At 52.9% G+C, this 25,258-nt stretch carries 22 protein-coding genes; 6 read left to right on the forward strand and 16 right to left on the reverse strand.

Annotated features, from left to right (window positions below; genetic code table 11):
• Position 1 precedes the first annotated feature (1 nt).
• From MTP42_RS00335 to mobV, 14 genes are all read right to left on the reverse strand, one after another.
• Complete coding sequence (locus MTP42_RS00335) at positions 2-1,987, reverse strand: C40 family peptidase (RefSeq protein ID WP_249257699.1); 1,986 nt, start codon at positions 1,985-1,987, stop codon at positions 2-4.
• Complete coding sequence (locus MTP42_RS00340; RefSeq protein ID WP_249257700.1) at positions 1,984-2,880, reverse strand: DNA cytosine methyltransferase; 897 nt, start codon at positions 2,878-2,880, stop codon at positions 1,984-1,986. Before MTP42_RS00340 ends, MTP42_RS00335 begins: the two co-directional genes overlap by 4 nt.
• Entirely contained in the window at positions 2,877-5,279 is a 2,403-nt protein-coding gene (locus MTP42_RS00345; protein ID WP_249257701.1) for a VirB4-like conjugal transfer ATPase, CD1110 family, read from the reverse strand. Before MTP42_RS00345 ends, MTP42_RS00340 begins: the two co-directional genes overlap by 4 nt.
• Positions 5,206-5,631: a PrgI family protein gene (locus MTP42_RS00350; protein ID WP_249257702.1), complete on the reverse strand. Its 426-nt coding sequence runs from the start codon at positions 5,629-5,631 to the stop codon at positions 5,206-5,208. Before MTP42_RS00350 ends, MTP42_RS00345 begins: the two co-directional genes overlap by 74 nt.
• 15 nt (positions 5,632-5,646) lie before the next feature.
• Positions 5,647-6,510, reverse strand: coding sequence for a VirB6/TrbL-like conjugal transfer protein, CD1112 family (locus MTP42_RS00355; RefSeq protein WP_005927770.1), 864 nt, complete (start codon positions 6,508-6,510; stop codon positions 5,647-5,649).
• A 103-nt stretch (positions 6,511-6,613) separates the two neighbouring features.
• Entirely contained in the window at positions 6,614-6,829 is a 216-nt protein-coding gene (locus tag MTP42_RS00360) for a Maff2 family mobile element protein (protein WP_005922889.1), read from the reverse strand.
• A 62-nt stretch (positions 6,830-6,891) separates the two neighbouring features.
• Positions 6,892-8,700: a VirD4-like conjugal transfer protein, CD1115 family gene (locus MTP42_RS00365; RefSeq protein WP_249257703.1), complete on the reverse strand. Its 1,809-nt coding sequence runs from the start codon at positions 8,698-8,700 to the stop codon at positions 6,892-6,894.
• Positions 8,697-9,167 (reverse strand): PcfB family protein, encoded by a 471-nt coding sequence (locus MTP42_RS00370; RefSeq protein ID WP_156060006.1) that lies wholly within the window; start codon positions 9,165-9,167, stop codon positions 8,697-8,699. The genes MTP42_RS00365 and MTP42_RS00370 overlap by 4 nt, the downstream gene beginning before the upstream one ends.
• 100 nt (positions 9,168-9,267) lie before the next feature.
• Positions 9,268-10,182: a DUF6017 domain-containing protein gene (locus tag MTP42_RS00375; protein WP_249257704.1), complete on the reverse strand. Its 915-nt coding sequence runs from the start codon at positions 10,180-10,182 to the stop codon at positions 9,268-9,270.
• A 183-nt stretch (positions 10,183-10,365) separates the two neighbouring features.
• Positions 10,366-10,521 carry a hypothetical protein gene (locus MTP42_RS00380; protein WP_249257705.1) on the reverse strand — a complete coding sequence of 52 codons (156 nt, stop codon included), beginning with the start codon at positions 10,519-10,521 and terminating at the stop codon, positions 10,366-10,368.
• 52 nt (positions 10,522-10,573) lie between these two features.
• Positions 10,574-11,365, reverse strand: coding sequence for a site-specific integrase (locus MTP42_RS00385; protein WP_249258322.1), 792 nt, complete (start codon positions 11,363-11,365; stop codon positions 10,574-10,576).
• Positions 11,265-11,963, reverse strand: coding sequence for an N-terminal phage integrase SAM-like domain-containing protein (locus MTP42_RS00390; RefSeq protein ID WP_249257706.1), 699 nt, complete (start codon positions 11,961-11,963; stop codon positions 11,265-11,267). Before MTP42_RS00390 ends, MTP42_RS00385 begins: the two co-directional genes overlap by 101 nt.
• Before the next feature lie 15 nt (positions 11,964-11,978).
• Positions 11,979-12,272: a helix-turn-helix domain-containing protein gene (locus tag MTP42_RS00395; RefSeq protein WP_097777000.1), complete on the reverse strand. Its 294-nt coding sequence runs from the start codon at positions 12,270-12,272 to the stop codon at positions 11,979-11,981.
• A gap of 24 nt (positions 12,273-12,296) precedes the next feature.
• Positions 12,297-13,271 carry a MobV family relaxase gene (gene mobV / locus MTP42_RS00400; protein ID WP_249257707.1) on the reverse strand — a complete coding sequence of 325 codons (975 nt, stop codon included), beginning with the start codon at positions 13,269-13,271 and terminating at the stop codon, positions 12,297-12,299.
• A 148-nt stretch (positions 13,272-13,419) separates the two neighbouring features.
• Between mobV and MTP42_RS00405 the strand changes: the two genes are divergently transcribed.
• Positions 13,420-14,841: a hypothetical protein gene (locus MTP42_RS00405; RefSeq protein ID WP_249257708.1), complete on the forward strand. Its 1,422-nt coding sequence runs from the start codon at positions 13,420-13,422 to the stop codon at positions 14,839-14,841.
• Here the strand turns inward: MTP42_RS00405 and MTP42_RS00410 are convergent.
• Complete coding sequence (locus MTP42_RS00410; protein WP_249257709.1) at positions 14,771-15,361, reverse strand: CHC2 zinc finger domain-containing protein; 591 nt, start codon at positions 15,359-15,361, stop codon at positions 14,771-14,773. The genes MTP42_RS00405 and MTP42_RS00410 overlap by 71 nt on opposite strands.
• A gap of 388 nt (positions 15,362-15,749) precedes the next feature.
• Between MTP42_RS00410 and MTP42_RS00415 the strand changes: the two genes are divergently transcribed.
• The 5 genes from MTP42_RS00415 to MTP42_RS00435 all read left to right on the forward strand — a co-directional run bounded on the left by MTP42_RS00415 (position 15,750) and on the right by MTP42_RS00435 (position 24,741).
• The gene (locus MTP42_RS00415) at positions 15,750-16,565 is read left to right on the forward strand and encodes a helix-turn-helix domain-containing protein (RefSeq protein ID WP_249257710.1); all 816 of its coding nucleotides are present in this window, start codon (positions 15,750-15,752) and stop codon (positions 16,563-16,565) included.
• Between the two features lie 382 nt (positions 16,566-16,947).
• On the forward strand, positions 16,948-17,946 hold the full coding sequence (locus MTP42_RS00420; RefSeq protein WP_249257711.1) for a restriction endonuclease subunit M: 999 nt from the start codon (positions 16,948-16,950) through the stop codon (positions 17,944-17,946).
• Complete coding sequence (locus tag MTP42_RS00425; RefSeq protein ID WP_249257712.1) at positions 17,933-22,021, forward strand: Eco57I restriction-modification methylase domain-containing protein; 4,089 nt, start codon at positions 17,933-17,935, stop codon at positions 22,019-22,021. The genes MTP42_RS00420 and MTP42_RS00425 overlap by 14 nt, the downstream gene beginning before the upstream one ends.
• A 202-nt stretch (positions 22,022-22,223) precedes the next feature.
• Positions 22,224-23,009, forward strand: a complete 786-nt coding sequence (locus MTP42_RS00430) for a TIR domain-containing protein (protein ID WP_156071345.1) — start codon at positions 22,224-22,226, stop codon at positions 23,007-23,009.
• 85 nt (positions 23,010-23,094) lie between these two features.
• Positions 23,095-24,741 (forward strand): RNA-binding domain-containing protein, encoded by a 1,647-nt coding sequence (locus tag MTP42_RS00435; protein WP_249257713.1) that lies wholly within the window; start codon positions 23,095-23,097, stop codon positions 24,739-24,741.
• Between the two features lie 164 nt (positions 24,742-24,905).
• On the opposite strand, the gene MTP42_RS00440 is transcribed toward MTP42_RS00435, so the two are convergent.
• Complete coding sequence (locus tag MTP42_RS00440; protein ID WP_249257714.1) at positions 24,906-25,154, reverse strand: DUF6061 family protein; 249 nt, start codon at positions 25,152-25,154, stop codon at positions 24,906-24,908.
• Positions 25,155-25,258 lie beyond the last annotated feature (104 nt).

The raw sequence follows: 25,258 nt of genomic DNA on the forward strand, positions 1-25,258 counted from the left end.
GTCATGGTAAACGCCCATAGCTGTAAAAATGTTCCTGCCAATATTTTGAGTTGAGGTTTGTGTAAGAGATAGGGTCGCCGCAGTGCAGCATGATGGAATTGCCTACATAGATACCGCAATGGCTCACGCCGGGGGTATCGTAGGTTCCCTTGAAAAACACAAGGTCGCCCGGTTTGACCTGCGCCGTCGAAACAGGGGTACAGAGGTTGTAAAGGCCCTGTGCGGTCTGGCGGCCCACATTCCAGCCGGAATGATTCAGCACCCACGAAATGTAGCCGCTGCAATCAAAGCTGGTGCTGGGCGAACTGCCGCCCCACACATACGGGTAGCCAATGTACTTGGTTGCTTCCTCCATCATGGCGGCAAACCTATCATCCTTTAGTGCTTCCGGGGGAATATCGTAGTAGGTGGGCTGCTTGATGGTGGACGCATTGGGGTACTGTGCCTGCCCAAACAAATCCGGCCGGTTGCCCAGCGTGCGCATATAGAGCGAATAAGCACTGAGTTGTTCTTCGGTCAGCACTTCCACGGGCAAATGGGACAAATCCTTGTTTTTCAGCTTGACCGTGCAGATGTAGTATTCATACGGTTCTTGGTAGGTGATAACCTGCGGCACGCCATACGGACCAATAATGACCATCATTTTTGTACGGTAACGTATCTGCATGGTCACGGTCTCGGTCAGGATGTACTGCTTTTCAAAGAGCATTTCAAATTCGCCCTGCACCTCGGCCAATGTAAAAACGCCATCATGGAGCGCGGACAAAATCGAGATCAGCACATAGGGGTCATGCTCGATTTTGTCCAGATAAAAATGGTATTCATCGTAGTTGTGGGTGGCCTCGTAGGTGTCGAGATACCGTTGCAGTTTTTGTTCCAGCTTGGCGTAGGCTTTCTCTGCACCCAGCATATCCTTGTCCTTGGAAAAGTAAGAGGATGCCGTCACGCCGGTTCCAGCGGTGCCCGCCATCACCGTGCAGGACTGCAAGCCCGTTATCAAGAGCAGAGCCAGCAGACCGAACACGGCCACGATCAGAATGGTTTTCCAGTTCTGGGCAGCAAATTCGGCCACCCGTTCGCCGCCTTCGGCTGCCAGCCTTGTTACCCGGAAACCATTTTCTGCGGTAGTGGCTGCACCCTGTGCGGCGGCTTGTCCGGCCTGCCGTGCAGCTTTGGCGTACTGTTGCTTGATACGCTGTTTCTGCCACATCCGGGAAATGGGATTGCTGGCGGACTGCGCGATCTGCGGATTGTCCCGCAAAGATTTCTGGTAAAAGTATTCTGCATTGGCAGACATGAGCTGACGCTCTGCCTTTTCCACGGCCTTGTAGGGCTTCATCTTGTGGTGCCGGATGCCGCTGCGGATGGCTTTGGCGGTCTGACGCTCCACCAGTTCTTCACCTTTGTGGCCGCCCTCCACGCCCACATTTTCGTGTTCGACCTCGTGGATTTTTCCGTGAGCGAACAGCAATGCTTCCGACAGCGGGCGGCTGGCCGGGTTTGGTTTCAGGCTGGGCGGGCCTTTGTCCTGCTGCTCAAACCGCAGGGTGGATTTTGCCTTGCCGCTGGCTGCATCGTAACCTTTTTTCTTGACCGGGACACGCTTCTTCGGCAGAGCGGCGCGGGCCGCATCCAGCTTGTCGGCCTTTGCTTCCGCTTTTTGAATAAACGGCTGCAATGCCGGGTCTGTTCGTTCGTCCTCGGTCAATTCCAAACGGGCAGCGGAACGGTGCAGACCATCTTCACTTTTGGCGGTGGCCGCTGTTTCTGCTGCCTTTTTCGCTTTCTTTTTATTTTTATGCCCGTCCTTGATGTCCTCGGCCCGTTCCAGAATTTTTTCGGCCTTGCCCTCGGCATCCAGGGAATAATCCTGTTCCGCTTCCCGGCAGGAAACATTCTCCACAGTGCCGTTAGCCTGATTTTCTACCACCAGACTGTCACGGGTCATGGTCTGGGTGACTTTGGCTTTTGCCTGCAATTCTTTCAAGGTTCTTCACCTCCCATCGGACAGCGGCCCGTTTCGATGTCTGCAATGTATTTGAGAATCGGGAACACCTGCGGCGGCGAAACCGCATTGCCCAGCGTTTTCATCCGCTTGCTGCGGTTCGGCACCTCTTCGGTCAGGCGCGGGATGTCGGCGGGTTCTTCGGCCCAAAGGGAATGTCCGTCCATTTGCGCGGGAAACCCATCAGCCACTCTACCCAATCCGGGTTGAGATAGGGCTTTTCCAGCGTGGTGGGGGTCATCCGGTAGACCACATGGGAAAGCCGCGCCGTCCACGCCTTGCCATCCTTGTTCATCTTGCGGTAACTGCCATTCGCAGAGATTTGGATGTCCAGCCCCTTGCCCACATCCCCGGTGTCGCTGGCAAGGGGTGTGGGAAGCAGCGGAGCCGATGATGAATACCCGTTTCCGTTCGTGCCACGCGCCAACGGCAGCAGCAGGTAATACGAAAACCCGAACATCGTAACCTGCCTGCTCCAAGTCAATGAGCGTTTTGTCGAGCCCCATACGGAGGAAGCCAGCAACATTTTCTCCAAGCACCCAACGGGGCTGCAATTCCCGGATAACCCGCAGCATTTCGGGCCACAGGTAGCGTTCATCGTGGAAGCCGCGCTGCCGCCCTGCGGTGGAGAACGGCTGGCACGGGAAGCCGCCTGAAATGAGGGTGACGGTGCGAAGTCCTGTTTTTTCAAAGAAAGCCTCCTTTGTTACGGTGGTGATGTCCTGAAAGCGGGGCACTTCCGGCCAGTGGCTTGCCAGCACAGCGGCGGGAAATGCCGCCCACTCGCATTGACAGACAGAGGTAAACCCCGCTGCTTCCGCGGCAAGGTCGATGCCGCCGATGCCGGAAAACAAGCTGAAATGTGTTAAGCTCATAGCTCCACCACCTCGCTGAGCCGGGTGGTCATGATCTTATAGAGCTGTGTGTTTTTCGGGATGGGGTTGGAAAACGGAAGCACCACGTTTTCAAAAATCAGCAGTCCTTCGCCCGGTTCCGAATTGTCGATGTACTTCTGCTGGTCTGCGGAGAGGTTCAGCCGTTCCGAAAGGATTTTGCGGTCGCCGGATGCCTGATTCAGCAGCGTGATAAAGTCGCTGTTTTCCAGAATGTTTTCGATCTCCGGGGAAGAAAGAAGGTCCTTCACATTCTGGGTGGCGCCTGTGGGCACACCGCCCCATTTGCGGAAGCGCTTCCAGATTTCTGCGGAATAAGCAGCGGTCTGTTCTTCTTTCAAGAGCAAATGGAACTCGTCTGCAAAATACCATGTGGCCCGGCCTTGGCTGCGGTTCTGGGTGACGCGGCCCCATATCTGGTCTTGGATAATGAGCATCCCCAGTTTTTTTAACTGCTTGCCTAACTCTTTGATGTCAAAGGCCACAAGCCGGTTGTGGATGTCCACATTCGTTTTGTGATTAAACACATTCAGCGAGCCGGACACATACAAGTCCAATGCCTGCGCTACCCGGTCCGCTTCCGGCAAGTGCTGGTCGAGCAGGGCTTGGTGGAGGTCAGACAAAATTGGCATATTCTCCGGGCAGGGATTCGCCAGATAGGGGCGGTAGATGGCTTTCACGGCACGGTCTATCACGGTGCGTTCAATCGCTTCCAGACCTGTTTTGCCGCCCATGACCAGCTCACAGAACGACAGCACAAAATCCGACTTCAAGGCCAGCGGGCTGTCATCTTCGGAATAATTCAGGTTGATGTCCAGAGGATTTACATAGTCCTTGCTGGTGGGCGAAAGTTTAATGACCTGCCCATGCAGCCGCTTGACCAGCGGGTAATACTCGGCCTCTGGGTCTGAAATAAAAATATCGTCAGCGGTCGTTAAAAACACACTGACGATTTCGGACTTGCAGCTCATGGATTTGCCGCTGCCGGGCGTACCCAGCTTCAAGCCGTTGGGACACCGGGCCTGCTTGCGGTCCAGCATGATCATGTTGTGGGATTTTGCGTTGATGCCGTAGTACATGGCCGCACCGCTCTGGAAAAGCTCCTGCGTTACAAAGGGCACGAACACCGCCACGTTGGAGGTGGTAAGGCTGCGCTGAATCTTTATCTGGTTGATGCCCAGCGGCAGGCTGGACACAAGGCCCTGTTCCTGCTGGTAGTCCAGCCGGACAAGCGAGCAGTTATACTTCTGTGCCACACCTGCGGCTTGGAACACATCGTTGCCCAGCTTTTGCTTGGTGTCGGCCACATTCAGCACAAGAAAGGTCAGCATGAAAAGCCGTTCGTTCCGGGTCTGCAATTTGTTCAGCAGCTTTTTGGCGTCCTCGCCGTAAGTGGCAAGGTCGCTGGGCAGGATGTCCATGTCGTACCCGGAACGGACAGCCTTTTTCTGCTCCTGAATCTTCATGGCGTCAAGGTCTGTGATCTTCCGCTTGATGGTTTTGATGGCCTCGGTCTGGTCGATGGCCTGCACATGGAGATTGACGAGAATCCCGCTTTCCGTTTTGAGGAAGTCGGCCAGCATTTCGTCCGAAAGTTCCGGCGCAAGGATTTGTAAAAAGCTCACAGCTCCATACTTGCCGCCCAAACCAAAGGTTTTGGCCGTACCGAAGCAGAGGGAGGATGGAGCCACAAAATCTTTGGTGGACAGGCCGGAGGGTGCCAGCCAGTCCCATTCAAAGCGGAACGGTTCGCCGTCCGGGTGGAAGATGCCGTGCAGCACCTCCAAACGCGCCCGTCCGTCCATGACGTGCGCCACGCAGCCCATGGTCTTGAAATAGCCCAGCAGGTCAAGACCAATGCGGGTCAGCCGCGCCCGTGCGGTTTTTAGATTGTCTGCCTCGATGGTGAAGGTCAGGTACTTGGTTTTGACAATGCCGTTGTTTCCGCTGGCAAGCTGCTTTTGCAGGATGGCGGTGTACTCGGCGCGGATGTCGTCAAAATCATCCCCCTGCGGTGCGATCTCAAAACTTTTTGCATACTGCACCGGGTCAACCTTGCGATTGAGAAACGAAAGCTGCACATGGATGGAGGCATCCACATAGTTGTACAGGTCGCACAGGTGTTCAAAGATGGCGGTCCTCGTTTCCGGCTGGGCCAGCTGATAACTGATGTCCTCAAAGGCAATGCACTTGGAGAACGTGCGTCGGTCAATGCGGCACACACCGTCCGGGTAGATGGCCTCATACGGGATGGTGGCCTGTGCCGTGCGGGGCTTGCCGTCACCCTTGTACTTGCGGAGAACAGCATCAATTTCTTTTTTCTGGGTGCGGGTGAGCTTTTTGGGCTTTTCGGTTTCGCGGGGTATCGTTTTTCTGGACAATGGTCTTTACCTCCTGTTCCATTTTGTATTGCCGCACAAGGGCGGCGTAAGCATTGTTGGTCTGATAGGGCCTTTCCTTGGGACGGATAAAGCAGCACTGAATCATTTGCTGAATCACTACTTCAAGGGGCTGGCCGTGCCGCTCGAACAGAGCGAACAGCAGCCCCGGCAGCATGGCAAAAATCATCAGCAGGGCCGCTGCACTGTTGGAAAGATAGTTCCGGGCCAAAAAATAAAGCGGTCCGCCCGTGAGGAGCGCACCGCCGAAGCAGACCAGCTGCCGCTTGGTCAGCCCGAATAAGACTTTGGATTTTACATGGGTCAAATCTTTGGGAACAGTCACATACGCCATTCAAACGCTCCTTTCTCAATGGGCACCGAACACCGACTTGCTGATGCTGCCGGTCTTGAACAGACAAAAGCAGAGCAGCACGGTATAGCCCATGCAGCCCCAGATGGCCCCGGCAATGTCCGCTGCGCCTGAAATGTTGCGTATCAGCACCGCATAGATGCCAACGACAATCATAATCAGGAACGCTTGGAAACCCAGCGCCAGCAAAGACTTCAAGTAGTTCTGCCCGGTGCTGCGCCACTCGCTGCTGCCCATGGTCGCCAGCGGGATAGGCCCCAGTGCGGTCACAACATAAATCTCGATCATGCGGCCGTAGGTCACAAGGAAAATACAGATAGACAGGATGTTCATGGTCAGGCCCACCACAAGGGTCTGGAACCACAGGCTGAGCAGACTACCGATGGTCATGCTTTCTAGTTGAAATTCCAGTCCGGGTATCAGGCGGTCAAAGTGGATGGATGTTTCGCCGATGATCACGCCGGAACTTTGGTTAACAACGCTCTGGGTGGCATCGAACACGCCCATGACGATGTTCCATGTGTTGCTGACAATGAGGATGGCAAAAGCAGACTTGAAAATCCAGCGGAAGAACATGGAGGTGTCGAAGTCGTGCATATTGTTCTTTTCGGTAATCATCTGGATAAGCTCATGGCACATCACAAGGGCAAGGATGGCCGCTGCAATGGGCAGCACTACCGTTTCGGACAGACTGCGCAGCATATTGAAAATGCCGCTGTTCCATGCCTGCGGGGTAGAACCAACGTCCGAAGCGATTTCGCCCACCTTGGCGTTCACGTTGTCGAACAGGCCGGAGAGGTTGCCCGTGATGCCATCTATCAAAATGCCTTTTATCCATTTTTCGATGATCTCACTAATCAAGCAAAGATACCTCCTTTCTCGCGCCCTCCCATGTAAGCGGGAGAGCGCGGAGTAGGATTTTAGGTGTTAGTTGTTCGGAAAATTGTGGGCAGCGATGCAGGACTTAGCCCAGCAGCCCGGACAGCAGCGGGACAAGGGTCACGCCAATCAGGGCAACGCCGCCGCCCGCGACCAGCTGCTTCACGCCCTGGCTCTTGCTGCCGGGGTTATCCTGTCCATAGCCCTCCAACAGGTTGATGCCGCCCCAGACACACAGGGCACCGCCCAGACCGACCACGATGGTCTGCAAAGTATCGACTGCGCTGTTGAAAAATTCCATAAGGTCCTCACTTTCTGCCGCTTGTTCTGCGGCACTCAAAAATTTTTTCAAAAAATGCCGCCTCATTCGGCGGCTGCATCTTCATCCGACAGGTCGATTTCGTACAGGTCAAAACTTTCGTCCTGTGCGACTACCTGCTGCCGTTTCCGGCGCAGGGTGGATAAGAACCTGTCCACCTCAAAGGTATTCTTTTTGTCCGCGTCCGCAAGGTACTTGTAGTGCGGGTGCTTTGTAATGTCGAACTTCTCCGAGAAGAACGGCCTCACGCCCCGCAGCTGCAAAATGCACCTGCCGCCGTCCATGATTGCGATTTCGTCCTCTGACATCAACGCCTTTCCTAATTTTTGATAGTTCAGTCCGTGTGAGGTTTGAGAACCCCGGTTCTCGCTGGTGTTGAAACTGTCGATGGTCTCTTTCCCCAGCGCATCGGAGATCTCTTTGGCATTCTTACCCCGCCCACTCAAAAAGAGAACAGAATCGCAGTTGTCCGAAATGATTTCGGCCGCATCCTTGTAGATGGCTTTTAGCTGCGACTGGCTCTGCAAAATGATGGATGCCGAGATTTCCCGGCTGCGGATGGTGGCGATCAGCTTGTCGAAGTTGGGAATCTGCCCAATGTTGGCGAACTCGTCCAGAATCAGCCGTACATGGACAGGCAGTCGGCCACCGTATTTATCATCCGCACGGTCACACAGCAGGTTGATAAGCTGGCTTTGAAGCATGGCAAGAATGAAGTTGAAGGTGGTGTCCGTGTCGCTCATAATCAGGAACAATACCGTCTTTTCATCCCCGATGGTGTCCAGCTCCATTTCATCGTCCTCCATCAGTTCACGCACTTCCCGGATGTCAAACGGGGCTAAACGGGCACCGCAGCTTATCAGGATGGAGGAACGGGTCTTGCCCGCCGACAGCAAGAACTTTTTGTACTGCCGGACAGCGAAGTGGTCCGGGTCTTTCTGTTCCAGCCGCTCAAACATGAGGTCCACCGGGCTTTGAAAGTCCGGGTCATCCTCGCGGGCTTCACTGGCATTTATCATTTCCAGCAGGGTGGTGAAGTTCATTTCCTCTGCCGGGGCCTCGTACCAGATGTAGCCGATCAGAGCCGTGTAGAACAGCCGTTCCGACTTCACCCAAAAATCTTCTGCTGATTTTTCACCCTCGCCCTTGGTGTTGGCGATAAGGGTATTCACCAGCTTCAGCACGTCCTTTTCCGAGTGGATATAGACAAAGGGGTTGTACTTCATGGACTTGGAAAAGTTTATCGTGTTCAGGATTTTCACCCGGTAGCCCGCCCGCTGGAACATTTGGCCTGTTTCGAGAACCAGTGTGCCTTTTGGGTCTGTGACCACGAATGAGGTGGGATAGTCGGAAGTGGGGAAACATTGCATGAGGTTGGGCTTCACATAGAAGCGGGTCTTGCCGCTGCCGGAGCCGCCGATCACCAGCACATTTTTGTTCCGGGCCGTCTTGGGGTCTTTTGGCCGCCCGGTCATGGTCAGGCGTTCGGTCTGGGTCAGCAGGATGTTGTTTTCAAACTTGGGGTCGATATAGGGCGCAATGTCCTTGGCGGTGCCCCACCGGGCAGAGCCGTATTCTTCGCCCTTGCGGTACTTCTTGGCATTCTTGCCTTTGCTGTACACAATGAGCCGGACAGCCACCGCTCCAACAACGCCCACGCACAAATCAAACGGATGCAGGCTGGGCAGCGGGTTTGCAAAGGCGGCGGAGATGCCGCTCGTTAGGTGCAGCAGCTTGGCCGAAGCATCCGCGCCCGCCGCCAGACGGTACGTCTGCCCGCATTTGGCAAACAGGTACACGAACAGCAGATATGGCAGATTCAGCACCAGCAGTTTTTTTAGTTCAGGCTTCATCGTTCCAGCCCCCTTTGCTTGATTTTTTCTTTGGCGCGTTTCGGCTGCTGGGCCGATTTTTGCTTAGCCACTGCCAGCACTTTGCGGATGGAGGGTCGCTGCTCCTTGGAGAGCGTTTTGGCGGTGAACTCCCGGAACGCCTGTTCCAGATTGTCCGCATCCTTGGCCTTGAAGATCACGATGTAGTGGGGCGGCTGGGTGGTCTTGTCCTTGCGCAGGGTGAAGTCCACACCGTACTTCTTGGCGCAGGGCTTGAACGCCCCGATATTCGCCTCCGTGACTTCAATGTTGGTCAGGGCTGCGCCGTGGGCTTTCAGCTGTTTCAGGCTTTGCTTGCCGTGGTGCAGCTTTGGCCCCTTGGCCCGGTGCTGCAAGTATTTTTTTAGGGCAGCTTGCAACGCTTGGGCGGTGAGTTTGCCTGTTTTCATGGACAGGGCAATGGTTTTCTGGGTGACTTCTTCCTGCAATATGAATCCCTCCTTGTTGCAGAAAATTCAGAGCGGCAGCTAGGGTGGAACCACCAGCCGCCGCAGGTAAAGTGTTCTCATGGATGGGTACTCCTTTCGGTCAGGTGTTGGGCGGGCGGCCCCAATCGGGCTGCGCCATATCGTGCGCCACAAGGGACGCATAGTAGCTGTTGATGGTGCTGGGGGCGTTGAACAGCATGGCCCGCAGGTATTGCTTGATGTTGCGGACTTTGGTGGTGTTGTCCCGCAGGCAGTCCATGACGAACTCGATGTGATGGCTGTCCAGCTTCAAGAATTTCGCCTTGACCAACTCTGCCGGGTAATCGTCCCCGGCCACCCGGATGGACTTGCGGGAAGTGCAGACCGTTTCCAGCAGGATGTCCACGATTTCGTCCAGCTGTTCCCGGTCTATCCGGGGATTCTGGGTGAGGGTGTCATACTCGATGTTCTCCAAAATCAGGTCCCGGTAGATTTGATAGGCCGTTTCCTTTCGGCTTCCTGCCCGTTCCGGCGGCGGTGCCGCTGCCTCGCCCTCGTCCAAAGGCAAGGGGTTTGGGGAATGGATAGGAATGGAATCGGTATTTAATCCCTCTTTCTTTTGTTTTTCTGTAATTAGTTTATCTTTATTTAATTGCATTGGATTTTCCAACGTAGGGTTTTCCTGCGTGGGATTCTCCAACGTGGGATTTTCCAATGTAGGTAAAACCGATGCAGGAACGGGCTGCGGCAGCTCGAAAATCACATAGTCTGCACCACGCAGCCGCCCTTTCTCGTCCCGTTCTCTGGAACGCTGGATGTAGCCCGCCTGTTCCAGTTCCCGGATGGCCTGCCGTATCGCGTCGATGCTTTCCCGGTTGATATGGGCCAGCCCTTGCAGGGTGTAGTCCCAATCTTCCGGCAGGGAGAGCATTTGGGAGAGTAAGCCTTTGGCTTTCAGGGACAAGGCCCGGTTCCGCAGGTGGTGGTTTGACATGACCGTGTAGCCGCTGTTCTTTTCTACCCGAAAAACTGCCATTTCACGGATGCCTCCTTTCGTTGCAAACAAAAAAAAGCAGCGTCCATTTGCTCCCGGTGATGGGAGAAGTGAACGCTGCGCGTACTTGATAATTTTTAGGTTGTGTGGTATATAAAAGGCAACTGGATTTCAAACACAGCTACCCATCGGGGTGCGATACAAGCAAGTTGCTATCCGATGACCTCAAAAACAAATTGTACTACGATGGTTTTTGAAAAGTTCTGTATCACTACTCGCACCAGAAAATGCCGTGAAATCGAAAGATTTCATGGCTTTTTTGTTTTGTAAGCCATGGCTGCACGGTTTCTGCACGGTTTTTGCACGGTCGGTGTTTTCCATGTCCGATTATGTAGGGCGCTGTATTGCATTGCAATCAGTGCCCTTTTTTGCATCAGGTGAGCAGTGCCAGGCGGAGCTTTGCCTTCATTTCCGGGTCGGCATCCTTCAGCAATTCCAAAAGAGCCGTCATGGAGATGGTGGGTTCGCCTGCGGCGGGTACAGCCTGCGGGCTGGAGGTGTCGGGCTTGGCATAGAAGCCACTTTCGAACTTCTTGCCCAGCTCCACACGGGAGGACTGCTGGATATGGGCGTAGGTGTTCACCAACATATCCGCACTGGCGTGACCTGTGGTCCCCTGCACCGCCTTGATGTCGCCGCCGGAGATCATCAACTGGTAGGTGGCACTGGAGTGACGCAGCCCATGAAAGACGATGCGCGGAAACTCCGGGTGTGCGTTCTGCCATTTCAGGAACTTTTTGCGGATAAGCACCGGCTCCACCGCCAGACCGTTGGGGAGCCGCAGCAGCATTCCGCTGTTGCGGTACCGCTCCGGGTCGAGGGCTTCTTCCCTTTTCAGCCGTTCCAGCCACTGCTTCAGTTCCTCCCGCAAGGCAGCGGTCATAAAGATGGTGCGGCAGGAGGCTTCGGTCTTGGTGTCTTTCAGGATGAGGGAGGTCTTGCTGCCCTCCAGCTTGTCCGGGAAGATGCGGAGGATGCAGCCCTTGTCCACCTGTGCCAGCGTGTCCTTCTGCACCCGCTGCATGGAACGGTTGACGGTGAAGGTGCCCATGCCGTTGGCAGCATCAAAGTCGATGTCCTCCGGGGTCAGACCTGCCACCTCCCCTTCCCGCAGCGCACCCACCAGCGTCAGGTGCACCGCCAGATGCAGGATGGGGTCTTCCATGCTGTCCAGTGCCGCCCGCATCTCGTCCACTTCCCAGATGCTGCGCTCTTGGGTGGTCTTTTTGGGCGCTTCCACCGGGACGGGGCCTTTTGATGAGGATGCCCCACTCCACCGCCAGCAGAAAGGAATTGTGCAGAAGCTGGTGGACCTCATGGAGGGTAGTGCCGGAGAGGGTGCGCTTCTGCTGCTTGGGCGAGAGGTCTCGCCGCTTGCCGCCCACATACTGCCCGCAAGGGGTCTTGCTCAGGGTGTCGTACAGGGCTTCGATGTGGTAGGGCCGCAGCTTCTGCATCTGCATCTCCCCGATATAAGGGATGATGAGGTTCTGGATAAGGGCCAGATTGGATTGGTAGGTTTTCGGTGCCCACTTGTGCTTGCTGCACTGCTTGGGCAGCCAATCCATCAGGAACTCTGCCACCGTCACGGTGGACGGGATCAGGAAATTGCCGGTCGCCAGCTCATGCTCGATCTGCTTCTGGCGTTTCACCGCCTCCTCTTTGGTGGGAAAGCTTTCCCATTTGTCGCAGCTCTTGCCGTGCTCGTCCTGATAGGTGTAGCGGACGCTGTAAGAACTGCCGCGTTTCGTGATATATGCCATAGATTTGCCTCCTTATCAAGCTGCCCGGTAGAGCCACGCATCGAAGCTGTCTTTCGGGATGCGGATGCTTCCGCCTGCCCGCAGGACACGGAACTCGGTGGTGCTGTTGCACAGGTTGTAGGCGGCACGCTGGCTGATGGCCAGCATCTGCGCGACCTCCTTTACCGTGTACACCAGCTTTGTGGTCTCAGGGCTGTTGGTCGGAGACTTGACGGCATTGGTTCGAGTGACCACCTCCATTGTAGCCGGATCAGAGTCCGACTGCAAGGATTTTTTCGTATAATCTAAAGATTTCACATTCTCGTACATTTCATTACACATAGGCTTTTCTCCTTACTTATCGTGGCGCACCACAGGCTCCTGCGTGCGGTTCTCGTAGAATCGAATGACCTCCGGCGGGATGCTGTCCAGCGTTTTCAGGGCGGCTTCATAGTCCTGCCGCAGCTTGGCATCCTCCAGACGCTTCAAGACGCTCCCTTCCGTCGCTTTGTCCAGCGAGGCAGAGAGCGTCTTGTTCTTCTCTTTCAGCTTTTCGTTTTCGGCGGCGGTCTTGGTGAAGGCCACGTTGTACTTTCGCAGCTGGTCCTTCATCCGTGCTACGTTGGGGATATAGCTGTCAAGCACCTTGCTGATCTCCGCCGCTCGGCTCTTGCCGTTGAAGGGATTGATACCCACCAGCAGGGCATCCAACTGCTCCTTCTGCTTGGTCAGTTGGGTCATCTCTTTGAAGATGCGGGGCGGGATATGCTCCCGCCCGGTCTGGCTGGAGCTTTCGCCCCGTTCCAACTCCGGGTACTGCTTGACCATGTGCTGCCAGAACTCGTCCTGCCACTTCACAAGGTTCTTGCGGTTGCCGATGAGGTCCTTGGCACTCAGCCGTCCGTCTGCGGTCAGTGGCACAAAGCAGAGATGCAGGTGGGGTGTTTTCTCGTCCATGTGGACAACAGCAGAGAGAAAGGTATCCGGGCACTGTCTGCCCTCCAAAAATTTCAGGGCGTACGCAAAGTACGCCCTGATCTCCCGGTTAGTCTTATCCTTGAAAAACTCCGGGCTGGCGGTGACAAGAGCCTCTACCACCCGCACGCTGTCCTTGCGGACACGGCAGTGGGCGGCAGCTATCATGCGGTCGGCTTCTTCCCGGTACCTGCCCTGCGGCTGCACCAGATGGAGGTTGTAGCGGCTCCGGTTCGTGTCGATATCCGGGTTGCTGGCGTACTGCTCCTTAGTGCGCTCGTTGTGGGCTTCGATGGGGCTGATAGCAGGCCCCTTGTACTTTTTGAATCTTAAAATGCCGTATTGGGCTTTCATAGATCACGTTCCTTCGAAAACACGAGAAAGTAGAAAAGGGACAGGAATTGTGTAGACAAATAGAAAATAATTGTGTTACAATGACTAAAAGAACTTTGAATCGAATTTCACGACATAAACAGGCTAATGACAAAAGAAAGGAATCGCTATGTTACTGTGTTCATCAAAAATTCCTGTCAAAGAGGTTTGCACAAAGGAAGCATTTGTAGCGCTGGCAATTAACTGGGTAACAAAGAGTAGAAACTATGGATTTCCATTTTTTACATGGGATGGACAAAGTGAGATATTACGAAAGAGTTCTAATGGTGCAACATTTCAAGTTGTGCTTTTTGAAGACGGAGTGATTTGTGCGGTTCGATTGTGTTCGGTGGATGGTCGGTTGGCACAATGGACAGCAGATTTTATTTTAGACACCGAGAACAAGATTCTGGCGTTTCAGTTATATAGAGAAGCCTTGCCAGATGTGGCGCATATACGACGTGAGTTTAGCCTTCCGGTTCTAGTGCAAGATGTTATTGCTGCAGATTTTGCCAGAAAAGATGAGAATTTGGATATCACAGACAAGCCGCACCTGCTGCATACAGAAGACGCATCTTGGGTGGCAGATATAATCTTAAGAAAACAAATATATAGTTTGCCAATAGTTTATATTTCTTGTGAATATGAAGGCCACTGTGTCGTTAATCCGTATATGCTGGCTGAAAAGTTGAATGGCGTGGCTCACGTTTTATATGAAACGACAAGGGAGTTGTCATTTTCTTTGAAAAGTTTAACGGATGGAAAAAATCCGTATGCAGGAGCAATTGAGATATTTTATCCAAACGGGAAAAGGAGAATCTTGCCTAGGCAGCTCCAAGGAAGCCATTCAAAAAAAGTTTATAGTATCGTGAATACTGTGATTGAACATATGGCACAGTTACATATTGATAGTCGGTATTCATTAACGCAGTTGCAATCTAATAAACTACAAATGCAATTAAAAAACGTGGTTCGAAAGGGGGAAGCAGCCTCTGCGGAATATAAAGAGCTTGAAGCGATGTATGAAGAACTATTGAAACAAAAGCAGGATCAGATTGGTGAACTAAAGGGGCAACTGGAATCGGCTTTGGATTCAGTGAGGAAACTGGAAAATCAGTTAGAATATCAGGGATATCAACTTGAATCGATAGATGGAATCCCGATTCTATCTTATGGAACGGAGCGTGATTTATATCCTAATGAGCAACGGTCGCTTTTGATTGAAATTATTGAAAAAGAAAAAGAGCGGTCGAGAAGACCGTCTCGAAGGTATGATATATTAAAATCTGTCATCGAAGAGAACGATGAAAATCAAAATGGAATTGATGAAAAAAGAAGCGCTCTGAAGAAGTGCCTGCATGGATATACAAGGATGACGCCGGCGATAAAAAAAGAGTTGCAAGAGATAGGCTTCACAGTTATTGACGATGGAAAACATATAAAATTGATTTTTATGGATGACGACCGCTATATTGGAACACTTAGTAAAACTGGAAGTGACCATAGAGGCGGGGATAATACGGCGCATGATATGATATCGCAAATATTCTGATTGATAAATGATATAACAAAGGCTTCAAGGAAGTGTACTTTATACTACTTTGAAGCCTTTGTTGTAATGATTTTAATGTGTAGTGCATACAACGATTGGAAGTCTTGGAATTGGGCGGCAGGGCGATGGCGTTGGCGGGCGGCTTGTCCGGGTCAAGCCAGAGCTTGTCGGGGCGGGGCCCCTCCATCTTGCTGACGCAAGACCGCTCTGTCACTTGCAGTCCCCACTGGGGACTGCATTGCTTCGCAAACGCGAAGTCATTTATCAGCTTCTCGGCGGCTTGCCGGGGGTTCAGGTCGAACAGCTTGGCGGTGAGGTCGATGGCATCTCCATTGGCCCCGCAAGCGAAACAGTAATAGTAGGATTCGTTCAGCATCATACTGGGGTGGTTGTCGGAGTGGAACGGACAGCACACCATGCCATGGCGGTCTGGCTCCATGCCGTACATTTCTCCCACCTGCCGAACGGTGATGGCGGACTTGATCTTTTGATATAAGCTCAAAATCTCTCCTTTGGTCAAAGGTTTTGGCACGGATCATTTTGATCCCTGCCACGTTCAAAGCCGGTCTCCCTTGCTGCCTCCCGACAGGAAATCTTTTTGGACTCTGTGTCGGCCCCATGCAGGGCGCTCGCTCCCCCGATGGGAGGTCTTGGCGGTTCGGACGGTCATTCTGTTCTCAAGGTCCTGTTATGAAAGATATTTCAGAGGGCTTTCGCGGGAAGCCCTTAATATGTTCGCTGCGGGGGAGTTATATGTTTTCTTTCTGTCTATAGGATAGCACCGCAATGGCCGCTGTGCCGTATATCCATAATGTCGGAAAACAGGTGCAGAAATTGCAAAATTCCAAGTTTATGGACAGGAACCGCCGGAAGTGGTATACTGTGCAAAAAACATCGGAGGTGCGACCATGAACATCAAGCTGACACTGGGAGAACGGCTCAAAGACCTGCGTGTGGAGCGGAATCTGAAGCTAGAAGCTCTGGCAGAGCAGACGGGTCTGTCCAAATCGGCATTGTCGAAATACGAGAGTGACGATGTGACCGACCTCAGTATTTATGCAGTGACAACGCTGGCTGAGTTCTATGGCGTGACCACCGACTACCTGCTGGGTGTGACGGAAAACAAAAAACGCCCAGATGCAGTCCTTTCGGACTTGCATCTGAGCGATGGCGCAGTGGACGTATTAAGGAATGGAAAATTCAATCATCGGCTGCTGTGTGAGCTGATCGTGCATGAGAATTTCCAGCGGTTCATGACCGATCTGGAAATCTATGTGGATGGATATGTCAGCGCAAACATTCAAAACCTCAATGCTGGTCTGGAAGCGACCCGGCAAATGCTGAAAAAGAAGTATGCAGCAGATGAAAACGATTTGTACATGAGCACCTTGAAGCTGGGGCAGATCGATGAAGATGAGTACTTTGGCCGGGTCTTGTACGATGAGTTGGTGGCCATCCTGAAGAACATCAAGACGGAACACCGCAAGGACAAGACCACTTCGGATGGTGCAATGATCGATAACCTGATGAAGGAACTGGAGGATGCACAGAAACATGAAGGGTCTGCGGATGAAAAGAAGATCCGAACAGCATTGAAGGCAATCGGAATCAACTACGATAAGCTGACAGAGGATGAAAGAAAGCTGATAAAGAAGATCCTTTATAAAACGGCAATGCTGAAACCGGGGACACTAGCGGGAAACCGGGGCAAGCACAGACGTTGATTATTTGCCCTGCGGCTTATAGGGGAAAAACGCTGCTGCGGCAGGACGGGAGAACGTACACCATTGGTTCCTCTGAAAGCCTGCGCTGGGTGGGCAGAGACCGTCAACTGCCACGCCCATCCGCGCATCCTTCTGCCGCAGAACAGGTGCTTGCCGGAGCCGCTCGCAGCCCCTTTTCCGCATCAGCCGGAACCAAGGTGTAACACACTAGACTTTGCAAGCAAAGTCGTGTGCCAACGAGCGTTCCGCCGCTCTTTGGATTCTTCCCGGCAGGGCACTGGAAAATGGGGTGTCCTGATGAAAACGGTGGATGGTACACATTCACAAACCCCGAAAGGTGTGTTATTATAGTACCATCAATAAATGGAAGGGAGGGCAGCGGATGTTCAGCATTGCAGGAATTGACCTGTTGGAGCAGGAACTTTTGGACCATGAACGCACCCTCCTTAAGATTTTGCTTCAGGACAAAACCACCAAGAAAAACATCATCTGGGCAACCGATGATTACGCTGAACTGGGCGAACAGTACAGCTTCAAAAAAGAAATCCTGCCGGAACTGGTTACAGGCGAACAGGACAGCCTGATTCAGCCCAGAGTGGAAAAAGCACTGGAGCACCAGACCAACCGCACCCGTGACAAAGCAGAGGTATTTACCCCCAGTTGGATCTGCAACGCACAGAACAATCTGGTAGATGAGCAGTGGTTTGGCAGAAAGGATGTTTTCAACATCCAGAAGGAGATGTCGTGGAAAGCAACGGCTGACAAAATCGCCTTCCCGGACGACCGTCAGCACACATGGCAGAAATATGTGGATGCACAGCGGCTGGAAATCTCCTGCGGCGAGGCTCCCTATCTGGTAAGCCGCTACGACACCGTAACGGGCGAAACCATTCCCATTTCCCAGCGAATTGGCCTGCTGGACCGCAAGCTGCGTGTTATCAGCGAAAACACGGACACCGAAGAAGAATGGTCCACATGGACGAAGCGGGCGTTCCAAAGCGTGTACGGCTTTGAGTATCAGGGCGACAGCCTGCTGCTGGCACGGGAAAACCTGTTTGTGACCTTCGTGGAGGTTTACCGGGAACGCTTTGGCAAACTTCCCCACCTGCGGCAGATGAAGGTGATCGCCAACATCATTGCGTGGAACCTCTGGCAGATGGACGGCACAAAGTATGTGGTTCCGGGCAGCTGTAAGGAAAACAAAATTGAAATTATCAGCTGGTTCGGCAGTGAGGAACAAATTGACCTCTGCCCCGGATGCAAAAGCGGAAATATCCGGGCGCACAACGGGATTTACAGCATCATAAAAGACTGGCGTTCCAATCAGACAATGACGTTCCTTTCGATGGTGAGGGGAGGAAGTGCAAATGGCAGCGTATAAGCCAACCATGTCGTATCGGTTGATTTACATCTTTACGATTCACGATGCCCAGCACGAGGGCTACTGGAAGATCGGAAAGACAAATTTTGACAGCGTGAACAGCTACAAACAGCTTCCGCCCAACTGTGCGGAGCTGAATTGTGCTGCCCGTGACCGCATCGACCAGTATACCAAGACGGCGATGGTTGAATACGACCTGCAATATACCGAGCTGGCACGCAGAACCGTCACCTTCCCGGATGGTACGACCGATACGGAATTGTTTGATGATGACGATGTCCATAACGTGCTGTACAATTCTGGCTTTTCGGCCCGGAAGTTTTCCAATTCCAATCAGGACAGCGAATGGTTTGAGGTGCCGCTGTCCGTTGCCATTCGTGCGATTCAGGCGGTAAAAGAGGGCCGTACGGCTCTGACCGCTGCCGAAAAGAGTGAGGGGCAGATCAGCTTTCTGCCGCAGACTGTCCCTGCTGCGCCCAAAAAGAGAGCCATTACCCTGCGGGATGAGCAGATGGACTGCGTCAATCAGACGCTGCGGGTGTTCCGCAAGGAAAACTCGATGCTCTGGAACTGCAAGATGCGTTTCGGCAAAACGGTCACGGCCTATGCGCTCATCAAAAAAGCAGGCTACCAGAAGGTGATTGTGGTCACTCACCGCCCAGTGGTGGAAGATGGCTGGCGCAACGATTTTGACCTGATTTTTGGCGAAGGAGACAACCGTGCTTTCCTGAAAAAAGACCGTTTCGATACGGATTCGTCCGTTTACGATGCGGCAATGGATGCACGCAACGATGCAAACCTGACAGCCTACCAGAATTCCGGCAAGGCGTTTGTTTACTTTGCCTCCATGCAGGACCTGCGCGGCTCTCAGCGGGCAGACGGCAAGTTTGACAAGAATAACGCTGTTTTCGATATGGATTGGGATCTCGTGATTTACGATGAAGCCCACGAGGGCACCCAGACCCAGCGAGGGCAGAAGGTGCAGTCTCTGCTGGAAGCGGAAAAGAACGGCAAGGCTCCCAAGGTTCTGCAGCTGTCCGGCACACCGTACAACCTGATGCAGAAGTACGAGAACAACGTCTACACATGGGACTACGTCATGGAGCAAAAGCGCAAGCGGGAGTGGGACACCCTGCACCCCGGCGACCATAACCCCTATGCAGATCTGCCGGAACTTCGCATCCTGACCTTCGACCTTGGGAAAAGTCTGCCTACCTCCTACCGCTACGAGACCTTGGAGATGGCGTTCAACTTTACCGAGTTTTTCCGGGTGTGGACGGGAGACCCTGCACGGGATTTCCGGCCTCTGCCGGCTGGCGCACAGGTGGGTGATTTTGTCCACGAGGCCGACGTGCGCAGCTTTCTGGACCTGATTTCTTCGGAGAACCCGGAGAGCAACTACCCCTACTCCACGCCGGAGTACCGGGAGATGTTCCGGCATACCCTCTGGATGGTTCCGGGCGTGAAAGAAGCCAGTGCCCTGAGCAGGCTGCTGAAAGACCACCCTGTGTTTGGAGCCTATAAAATCGCTAACGTTGCAGGCGACGGCGATGCCGAAATGCCCTACGACAACGCCCTGACACTGGTAAAGCAGGTCATCAAGGCGAACCGCTACACCATTACCATTTCCTGCGGCAAGCTGACTACCGGCGTGACGGTGCCGGAGTGGACGGCTGTGATGATGCTAACCGGGTCGGCAAGCACGGCTGCGTCCGGCTATATGCAGACCATCTTCCGGGTGCAGTCGGCAGGGGTGCTGGACGGCAAACAGAAGGAACGCTGCTACGTCTTTGATTTTGCCCCGGACCGTGCCCTGAACGTGATTTCTGAGGTCAACCGCATTACTAAGCGGGGTCGGACCAACGAGGAGCAGAACCGGGCGGCACTGGGCGAGTTTTTGAACTTCTGCCCGGTGATTGCGGTGGACGGCACCCAGATGACTGCATACAGCGTCTCCAGAATGATGCGGCAGATCAAGCGTCTGACGGTGGATAGAGCCATCAAGAGCGGCTTTGACGATGAATCGGTCTACAAACAGGACACCGGCATCGTCATGGACGAGGACGATGTGCAGCTGTTCCATACCCTGTCGGACAAGCTCAGCGAGCAGAAAGCCGCCAAAAAGGAAACCAAAGTCCACATCAACCATCAGGGGCTGACGGGCGAGGAATACGAAAAGGCAGACAAGATTTCCAATAAGCCCAAGCGGGAGCGCACCAAAGAGGACGATGACCTGCTCAAGAAACTGCAAGAGCAGAAAAAGGAACGGGAGAAGGTCATCCGGCTGCTGCGGAATGTGTCCATCCGCCTGCCCCTGCTGATTTACGGTGCCAAGGTGGACCTGACCGAGAGCATCAAGATGGCAGACTTCATCACGCTGGTGGATGAGGAATCCTGGCAGGAGTTCATGCCCAAAACCGTGGACAAGCCCCTATTCCGCAAGCTGCTGAAATACTACGACGAGGATGTGGTCAGCGGGGCGGGTCTGCGCATCCGCCGCATGGCAAAGGCTGCGGACGAGCTGCCGCCCACCGAGCGTGTGAAGCGCATTGCCGAGATCTTCAGCCACTTCCGCAACCCCGACAAGGAAACCGTTCTGACCCCGTGGCGGGTGGTGAACCTTCATCTGAGCAACATGGTGGGCGGTTACTGCTTCCTCAACGAGCAGTTCGATTCGCAGGAGGTTCTGGAGGAGCCTCGTCTGGTGGATCAGGGGCAGGTCACTGAGGACATCTTCCTCAACCCGGAGGCACGGATTCTGGAAATGAACTCCAAATCCGGCTTGTATCCCTTGTATATGGCATACAGCCTGTACGCCATGAAGCTGCCCGGCCCGGAGGACAAGTTGCCGCTGGAGCAGACACAGGCTCTCTGGCAGGAGACCGTGGAGCAGCAGATTTTTGTTCTGTGCAAGACCCGGATGGCAGAAAGCATCACCCGGCGAACTCTGGTGGGCTATCAGGATTGGACGGTCAACACCACCTACATTCCGCACCTGCTGGAACGGATGGAAAAAGACCCGCAGCGTCTGGCAAAGAAGCTGCAGCGAACCGATACATGGGGAAAGGAGGGACAGCCCATGAAATTTGATGCAATTGTGGGCAATCCGCCGTATCAGGAGGATACAGGCGGCGGCAGCGCAGCCAATGTTGCGGCAAAGCAGGCACGCCCGGTTTATAACCTGTTTGTGGATCAGGCAAAAACCATGCAGCCCCACTATATCTCCATGATTATGCCGGCACGCTGGTATGCTGGCGGCATCGGACTGAACGATTTCCGCAATGAGATGCTGAACGATCCGCATCTGATCAGGCTGACGGATTTTGTAAACTCCAAAGACTGCTTCAGTACCGTGGATATTGCAGGCGGCATTTGCTATTTCCTGTGGGATCGGGATAAGGAGGAAGTCTGCGAGGTTACAAACGTCAGCGGTCTGGAACGCCATACCATGCGGCGCAACCTCAATGAATTTGGGGAAATCTTCATTCGGTCGAATGAATCGCTGTCCATCATCCATAAGGTTCTGAGCCGTTCGGAACACTTCCTGACCGATCGGGTGCAGCCTATTGATGCCTTTGGCTTCCCCTCTGCGGCTCGTGGTGAGAAAGAACCCTTTGATGGTTGCATTTCCCTTATTCACAGCCAAGGCACCGGCTATATTAAGAGAAGCGATGTCAAGAAAAATGCGGAGCTGATCGACAAGTACAAGGCAACGATCTCCATTCTGGTTCCCTGCAATGGTGAGGTTGGCATTGACCCGTCCAAGGGCTATAAGGCCATCACAACACCCCGGATTGAGGTTCCGGGTGAGGTGAACACCTTCTCCTATCTGGTTCTGGGTGCATTCGATACCGAAGCAGAAATCAAAAACTACAAGCAGTATCTGATGTGTAAGTTTACTCGCTTCATGCTGCGCTTGACCTACTCTTCCATGCACATTGCAAGGGCAAACTTTGTCTTTGTGCCCGATCAGGATTTTACGGAAGAATGGACGGACGAAAAGCTGTACAAGAAGTACGAGCTGACGGAAGATGAGATTGCGTTTATTGAGAGTACGATTAGAGTGATGGAGTGAGGTGAATGGGCAGCACAGGAGGTAATGGACAAGAATGATCGGCCATCCGAATTAAAAAGTAATCTTCAATTATATCACATTGAACAGTGAAAAATCCAGTACCATTTTCGTTGAAATAGGGTACTGGATTTTTCGCCAAGCACTATGATATGATGATGGCAGGAAAAATAGATTTTGGATAAAGAATCAGGAGGAACCCCAAATGACCGATTATCAAAAGTTAGAAGCGATTTATAATGAAATTGATACATTGATTGAAAAACGTGTTATGGCTGAATCCCCTGAATTTGAATCGTGGCATTCGAGAGCTGAAAGATTTTTGGTAAATCATTTTGGGCCGACCACCTACGAGGTGACAGATTTTTCCAATACGTTGTTTTCACCAACTATGTATGTGCCCGGTGCAGATTATATCCGCATAAGTACTTGTAGCAACGGATTGAAAAAGACAAAAGACGTTTTCAAAGACTATCTGATAGAAATTAAAGAAGAAATGTCAGAAAAAGACGAGAAACTGTCGGAAGATGTACATACGGATTCGAGCTATCAAAATAATAAAGTATTTGTTGTTCATGGGCATGATGAAGCACTTAAAGAAAAAGTGGCAAGACTTCTTGAAAAACAAGGGCTTGAAGCAATTATCTTGAGTGAACAGGCTAATAAGGGCAAGACAATCATCGAGAAGTTTGAAGAAAACAGCGATGTAGGTGCTGCAATTTGTCTGTTTACTGGTGATGATATTGGAAAAGAAAAAAGTGAAGCCGTAGAGAAGCAGCGCGCACGACAGAATGTCGTGTATGAAGCGGGTTATTTTATGGGAAAACTGGGGCGGGAGAGAGTTATAATGTTAGTAGATAACGGTATAGAACTTCCGTCCGATTTACAAGGGGTTGTTTACACGGATTCGGAAAGTTGGAAAACTGAGGTTTTACAAGAATTACAGAGCATCGGCTATGGAATCGACTTTAATAAACTTTTCAAAAGATGATGAATAACAGAAGGATTTCATATTTTAAGCTACATACAAGCAACTATTCATTCCAATAGATGAGCAAGGGAAGGAGGTCCCAACCATGACCGAACAAGCACTCCGCAAAATGATTGCTGCCGGGGAAAGCACCCGGCAGGAGTTTAAGTCGTGGGTGAAGTGCAAGGACTACCGGCAGCGGAAAGAGCTTGCGGTAAAAAGTGCGGTTGCGCTGGCAAACACAAAGGGCGGCGTTCTGCTGTTTGGCGTGGAAGATGACGGCACCATTACGGGCTGCCCCAAGAGCGACCCGCAGGCACTGATGGAAGCCATCTACGATATGACCCGGCCCAGCCTGTTTACCGAAATCGAGCCGGTGGAAACCTCCGACGGTGTGGTGCTGGTGGTATCGGTGGAGAAATCCAATTCTCATGTTGCCACCACCGGCGGCATCTATTACAGACGGCTGGGGAACGTGACAAAGCCCGACTACCCGGCAAACGATGTGTACTCCCCTGCCGATAACCCGGACTTTTCGGCAAAGATCGTGGAGGGCGCAACCGAAAGCGACATTGACCTGCTGGAAGTGTACCGCCTGAAAGAGAAACTGCGGATTCGGGATGCAGGCTCTGCCCTGCCGGATTTGGCAGATACCACCTTTCTGGACAACCTGAACCTGATCCGCATGGACAAGGACGAAGTGCGTGTAACGGTGGCAGGGCTGTTGTTTGTGGGCAAGGCGGCTTCCATTGCCCGGTTGCTGCCGCAGGCAGAGGTGATCTACCTCCATTACAGCGACGAGGCGCAGACGGAATACGACAACCGCATGGATATGCAGGAGCCGGTGATCTCGATTCTGGATAAGCTGACCGAGCGCATCCGCACCTATAACCGCCTGACTAATGTGCAGGTGGGGCTGTTCCGGCTGGAGGTGTACGATTTCTCCGAAGCGGTTTTTCAGGAGGCGTTGCTGAATGCACTGGCGCACCGCTCCTATGAGGATATGGCACCGGTCTACGTCAAGCACTACCCCACAAAGATCGTGATTGAGAACCCCGGCGGCTTTCCGGGGGACATCAACGAAAGCAACATCATCACCCACCAATCCATTCCCCGGAACAAGCTGATTGCCATGACCCTTCAGCACCTGAAGTATGTGCAGCGTTCCGGGCAGGGCGTGGACATCATGTTCCAGAGTATGCTCACTGAGGGCAAGCCCTACCCGGAGTACGCCAGCACGCCCAACTCCGTCCGGCTGACCCTTCGCAGCACAATGGAAAACCAGAACTTCGTGCGTTTCATCGCAGAGACGCAGGATAAGCGGTCCAAGATGTTCACGCTGTCGGAGCTGATGATTCTGCACTATCTGCGGGAGCACCAGAAAATCACCCTGAAACAGGCGGCAAAGACGATTCAGGAAACCGATGACAATGCCCACAAGGTTCTGAACAGTCTCCGGGACGAGGGGCTTCTGGAACTCAACGGCAAGACCTATATGCTGTCCCTCAAGGTCTACGAAACGGTGAAAACCGATGTGGCCTATGTGCAGGACAAGACGGTCAGCCAGATTCAGGCAAAGGATCGGATTCTTGAATATCTGAAGCATAAGCCGTGGATTACGAATCAGAAAGCACAAGAGCTGTGTGGGTTTAACAAGAATCAAACCTATTATATCCTGCACCAGATGTGCAAGGACGGCATCTTGCAGCCTGATGGCGTAGGCCGAGGAACGAAGTACAAAAGCGTGAAGTGAAAATTTACGCTGACTTTTACGCTGAAAGTTTGATTTGCGCTGAATTTACGCTGACTTTCCGGGATTTACGCTGAAAATACGCTGACTTGGCATGGTTTGCGCTGAATTTACGCTGAGAAACGCGCGCCGCGCGATTAGCGATTTTGCCGCGCGTTTTCTAAGGCTCAATCTTCCAGCCTGCCGTGGTCACACCCCAGCGACAGATAATGCTCCATCTTCCCTCTCAGCACCATCTGTGCATACTCCAAGGGTTTGTTCCACAGCAGCCAGTCCAGCTCTGCCCGCTGTGCCGGGGTGTTGCCGTACTCGTCCTCCACGGCGATGCAGTCGATGGCAACGGTAGAGCCGTCTGCGAACCGGGCTTCCACCCGGTTGGTGTCCATATTGTAGCGGCAGGAAAGCAATTTTGTCATAATAGTATCCTCCAAGACTTGATTTTTGGTGTGCGGTCACTCGAACCAATGCCGTCAAGTCGTTGTCGGATGAAGTGGTTTTTAGTTTGTCCGGGAGTAAGTGC

This window comes from Faecalibacterium sp. I2-3-92, from assembly GCF_023347315.1.
Classification (GTDB): Bacteria; Bacillota; Clostridia; order Oscillospirales; family Ruminococcaceae; genus Faecalibacterium; species Faecalibacterium duncaniae.

Excerpts from the sequence above, each read along its gene's own strand:
- MTP42_RS00340 (WP_249257700.1), bottom strand. The coding sequence starts at position 2,880 with ATGAGCTTAACACATTTCAGCTTGTTTTCCGGCATCGGCGGCATCGAC.
- MTP42_RS00350 (WP_249257702.1), bottom strand. The coding sequence starts at position 5,631 with ATGGCGTATGTGACTGTTCCCAAAGATTTGACCCATGTAAAATCCAAA.
- MTP42_RS00360 (WP_005922889.1), bottom strand. The coding sequence starts at position 6,829 with ATGGAATTTTTCAACAGCGCAGTCGATACTTTGCAGACCATCGTGGTC.
- MTP42_RS00365 (WP_249257703.1), bottom strand. The coding sequence starts at position 8,700 with ATGAAGCCTGAACTAAAAAAACTGCTGGTGCTGAATCTGCCATATCTG.
- MTP42_RS00375 (WP_249257704.1), bottom strand. The coding sequence starts at position 10,182 with ATGGCAGTTTTTCGGGTAGAAAAGAACAGCGGCTACACGGTCATGTCA.
- MTP42_RS00380 (WP_249257705.1), bottom strand. The coding sequence starts at position 10,521 with ATGGAAAACACCGACCGTGCAAAAACCGTGCAGAAACCGTGCAGCCAT.
- MTP42_RS00385 (WP_249258322.1), bottom strand. The coding sequence starts at position 11,365 with ATGGAAGACCCCATCCTGCATCTGGCGGTGCACCTGACGCTGGTGGGT.
- MTP42_RS00390 (WP_249257706.1), bottom strand. The coding sequence starts at position 11,963 with ATGGCATATATCACGAAACGCGGCAGTTCTTACAGCGTCCGCTACACC.
- MTP42_RS00395 (WP_097777000.1), bottom strand. The coding sequence starts at position 12,272 with ATGTACGAGAATGTGAAATCTTTAGATTATACGAAAAAATCCTTGCAG.
- mobV (WP_249257707.1), bottom strand. The coding sequence starts at position 13,271 with ATGAAAGCCCAATACGGCATTTTAAGATTCAAAAAGTACAAGGGGCCT.
- MTP42_RS00405 (WP_249257708.1), top strand. The coding sequence starts at position 13,420 with ATGTTACTGTGTTCATCAAAAATTCCTGTCAAAGAGGTTTGCACAAAG.
- MTP42_RS00415 (WP_249257710.1), top strand. The coding sequence starts at position 15,750 with ATGAACATCAAGCTGACACTGGGAGAACGGCTCAAAGACCTGCGTGTG.
- MTP42_RS00420 (WP_249257711.1), top strand. The coding sequence starts at position 16,948 with ATGTTCAGCATTGCAGGAATTGACCTGTTGGAGCAGGAACTTTTGGAC.
- MTP42_RS00425 (WP_249257712.1), top strand. The coding sequence starts at position 17,933 with ATGGCAGCGTATAAGCCAACCATGTCGTATCGGTTGATTTACATCTTT.
- MTP42_RS00430 (WP_156071345.1), top strand. The coding sequence starts at position 22,224 with ATGACCGATTATCAAAAGTTAGAAGCGATTTATAATGAAATTGATACA.
- MTP42_RS00435 (WP_249257713.1), top strand. The coding sequence starts at position 23,095 with ATGACCGAACAAGCACTCCGCAAAATGATTGCTGCCGGGGAAAGCACC.
- MTP42_RS00440 (WP_249257714.1), bottom strand. The coding sequence starts at position 25,154 with ATGACAAAATTGCTTTCCTGCCGCTACAATATGGACACCAACCGGGTG.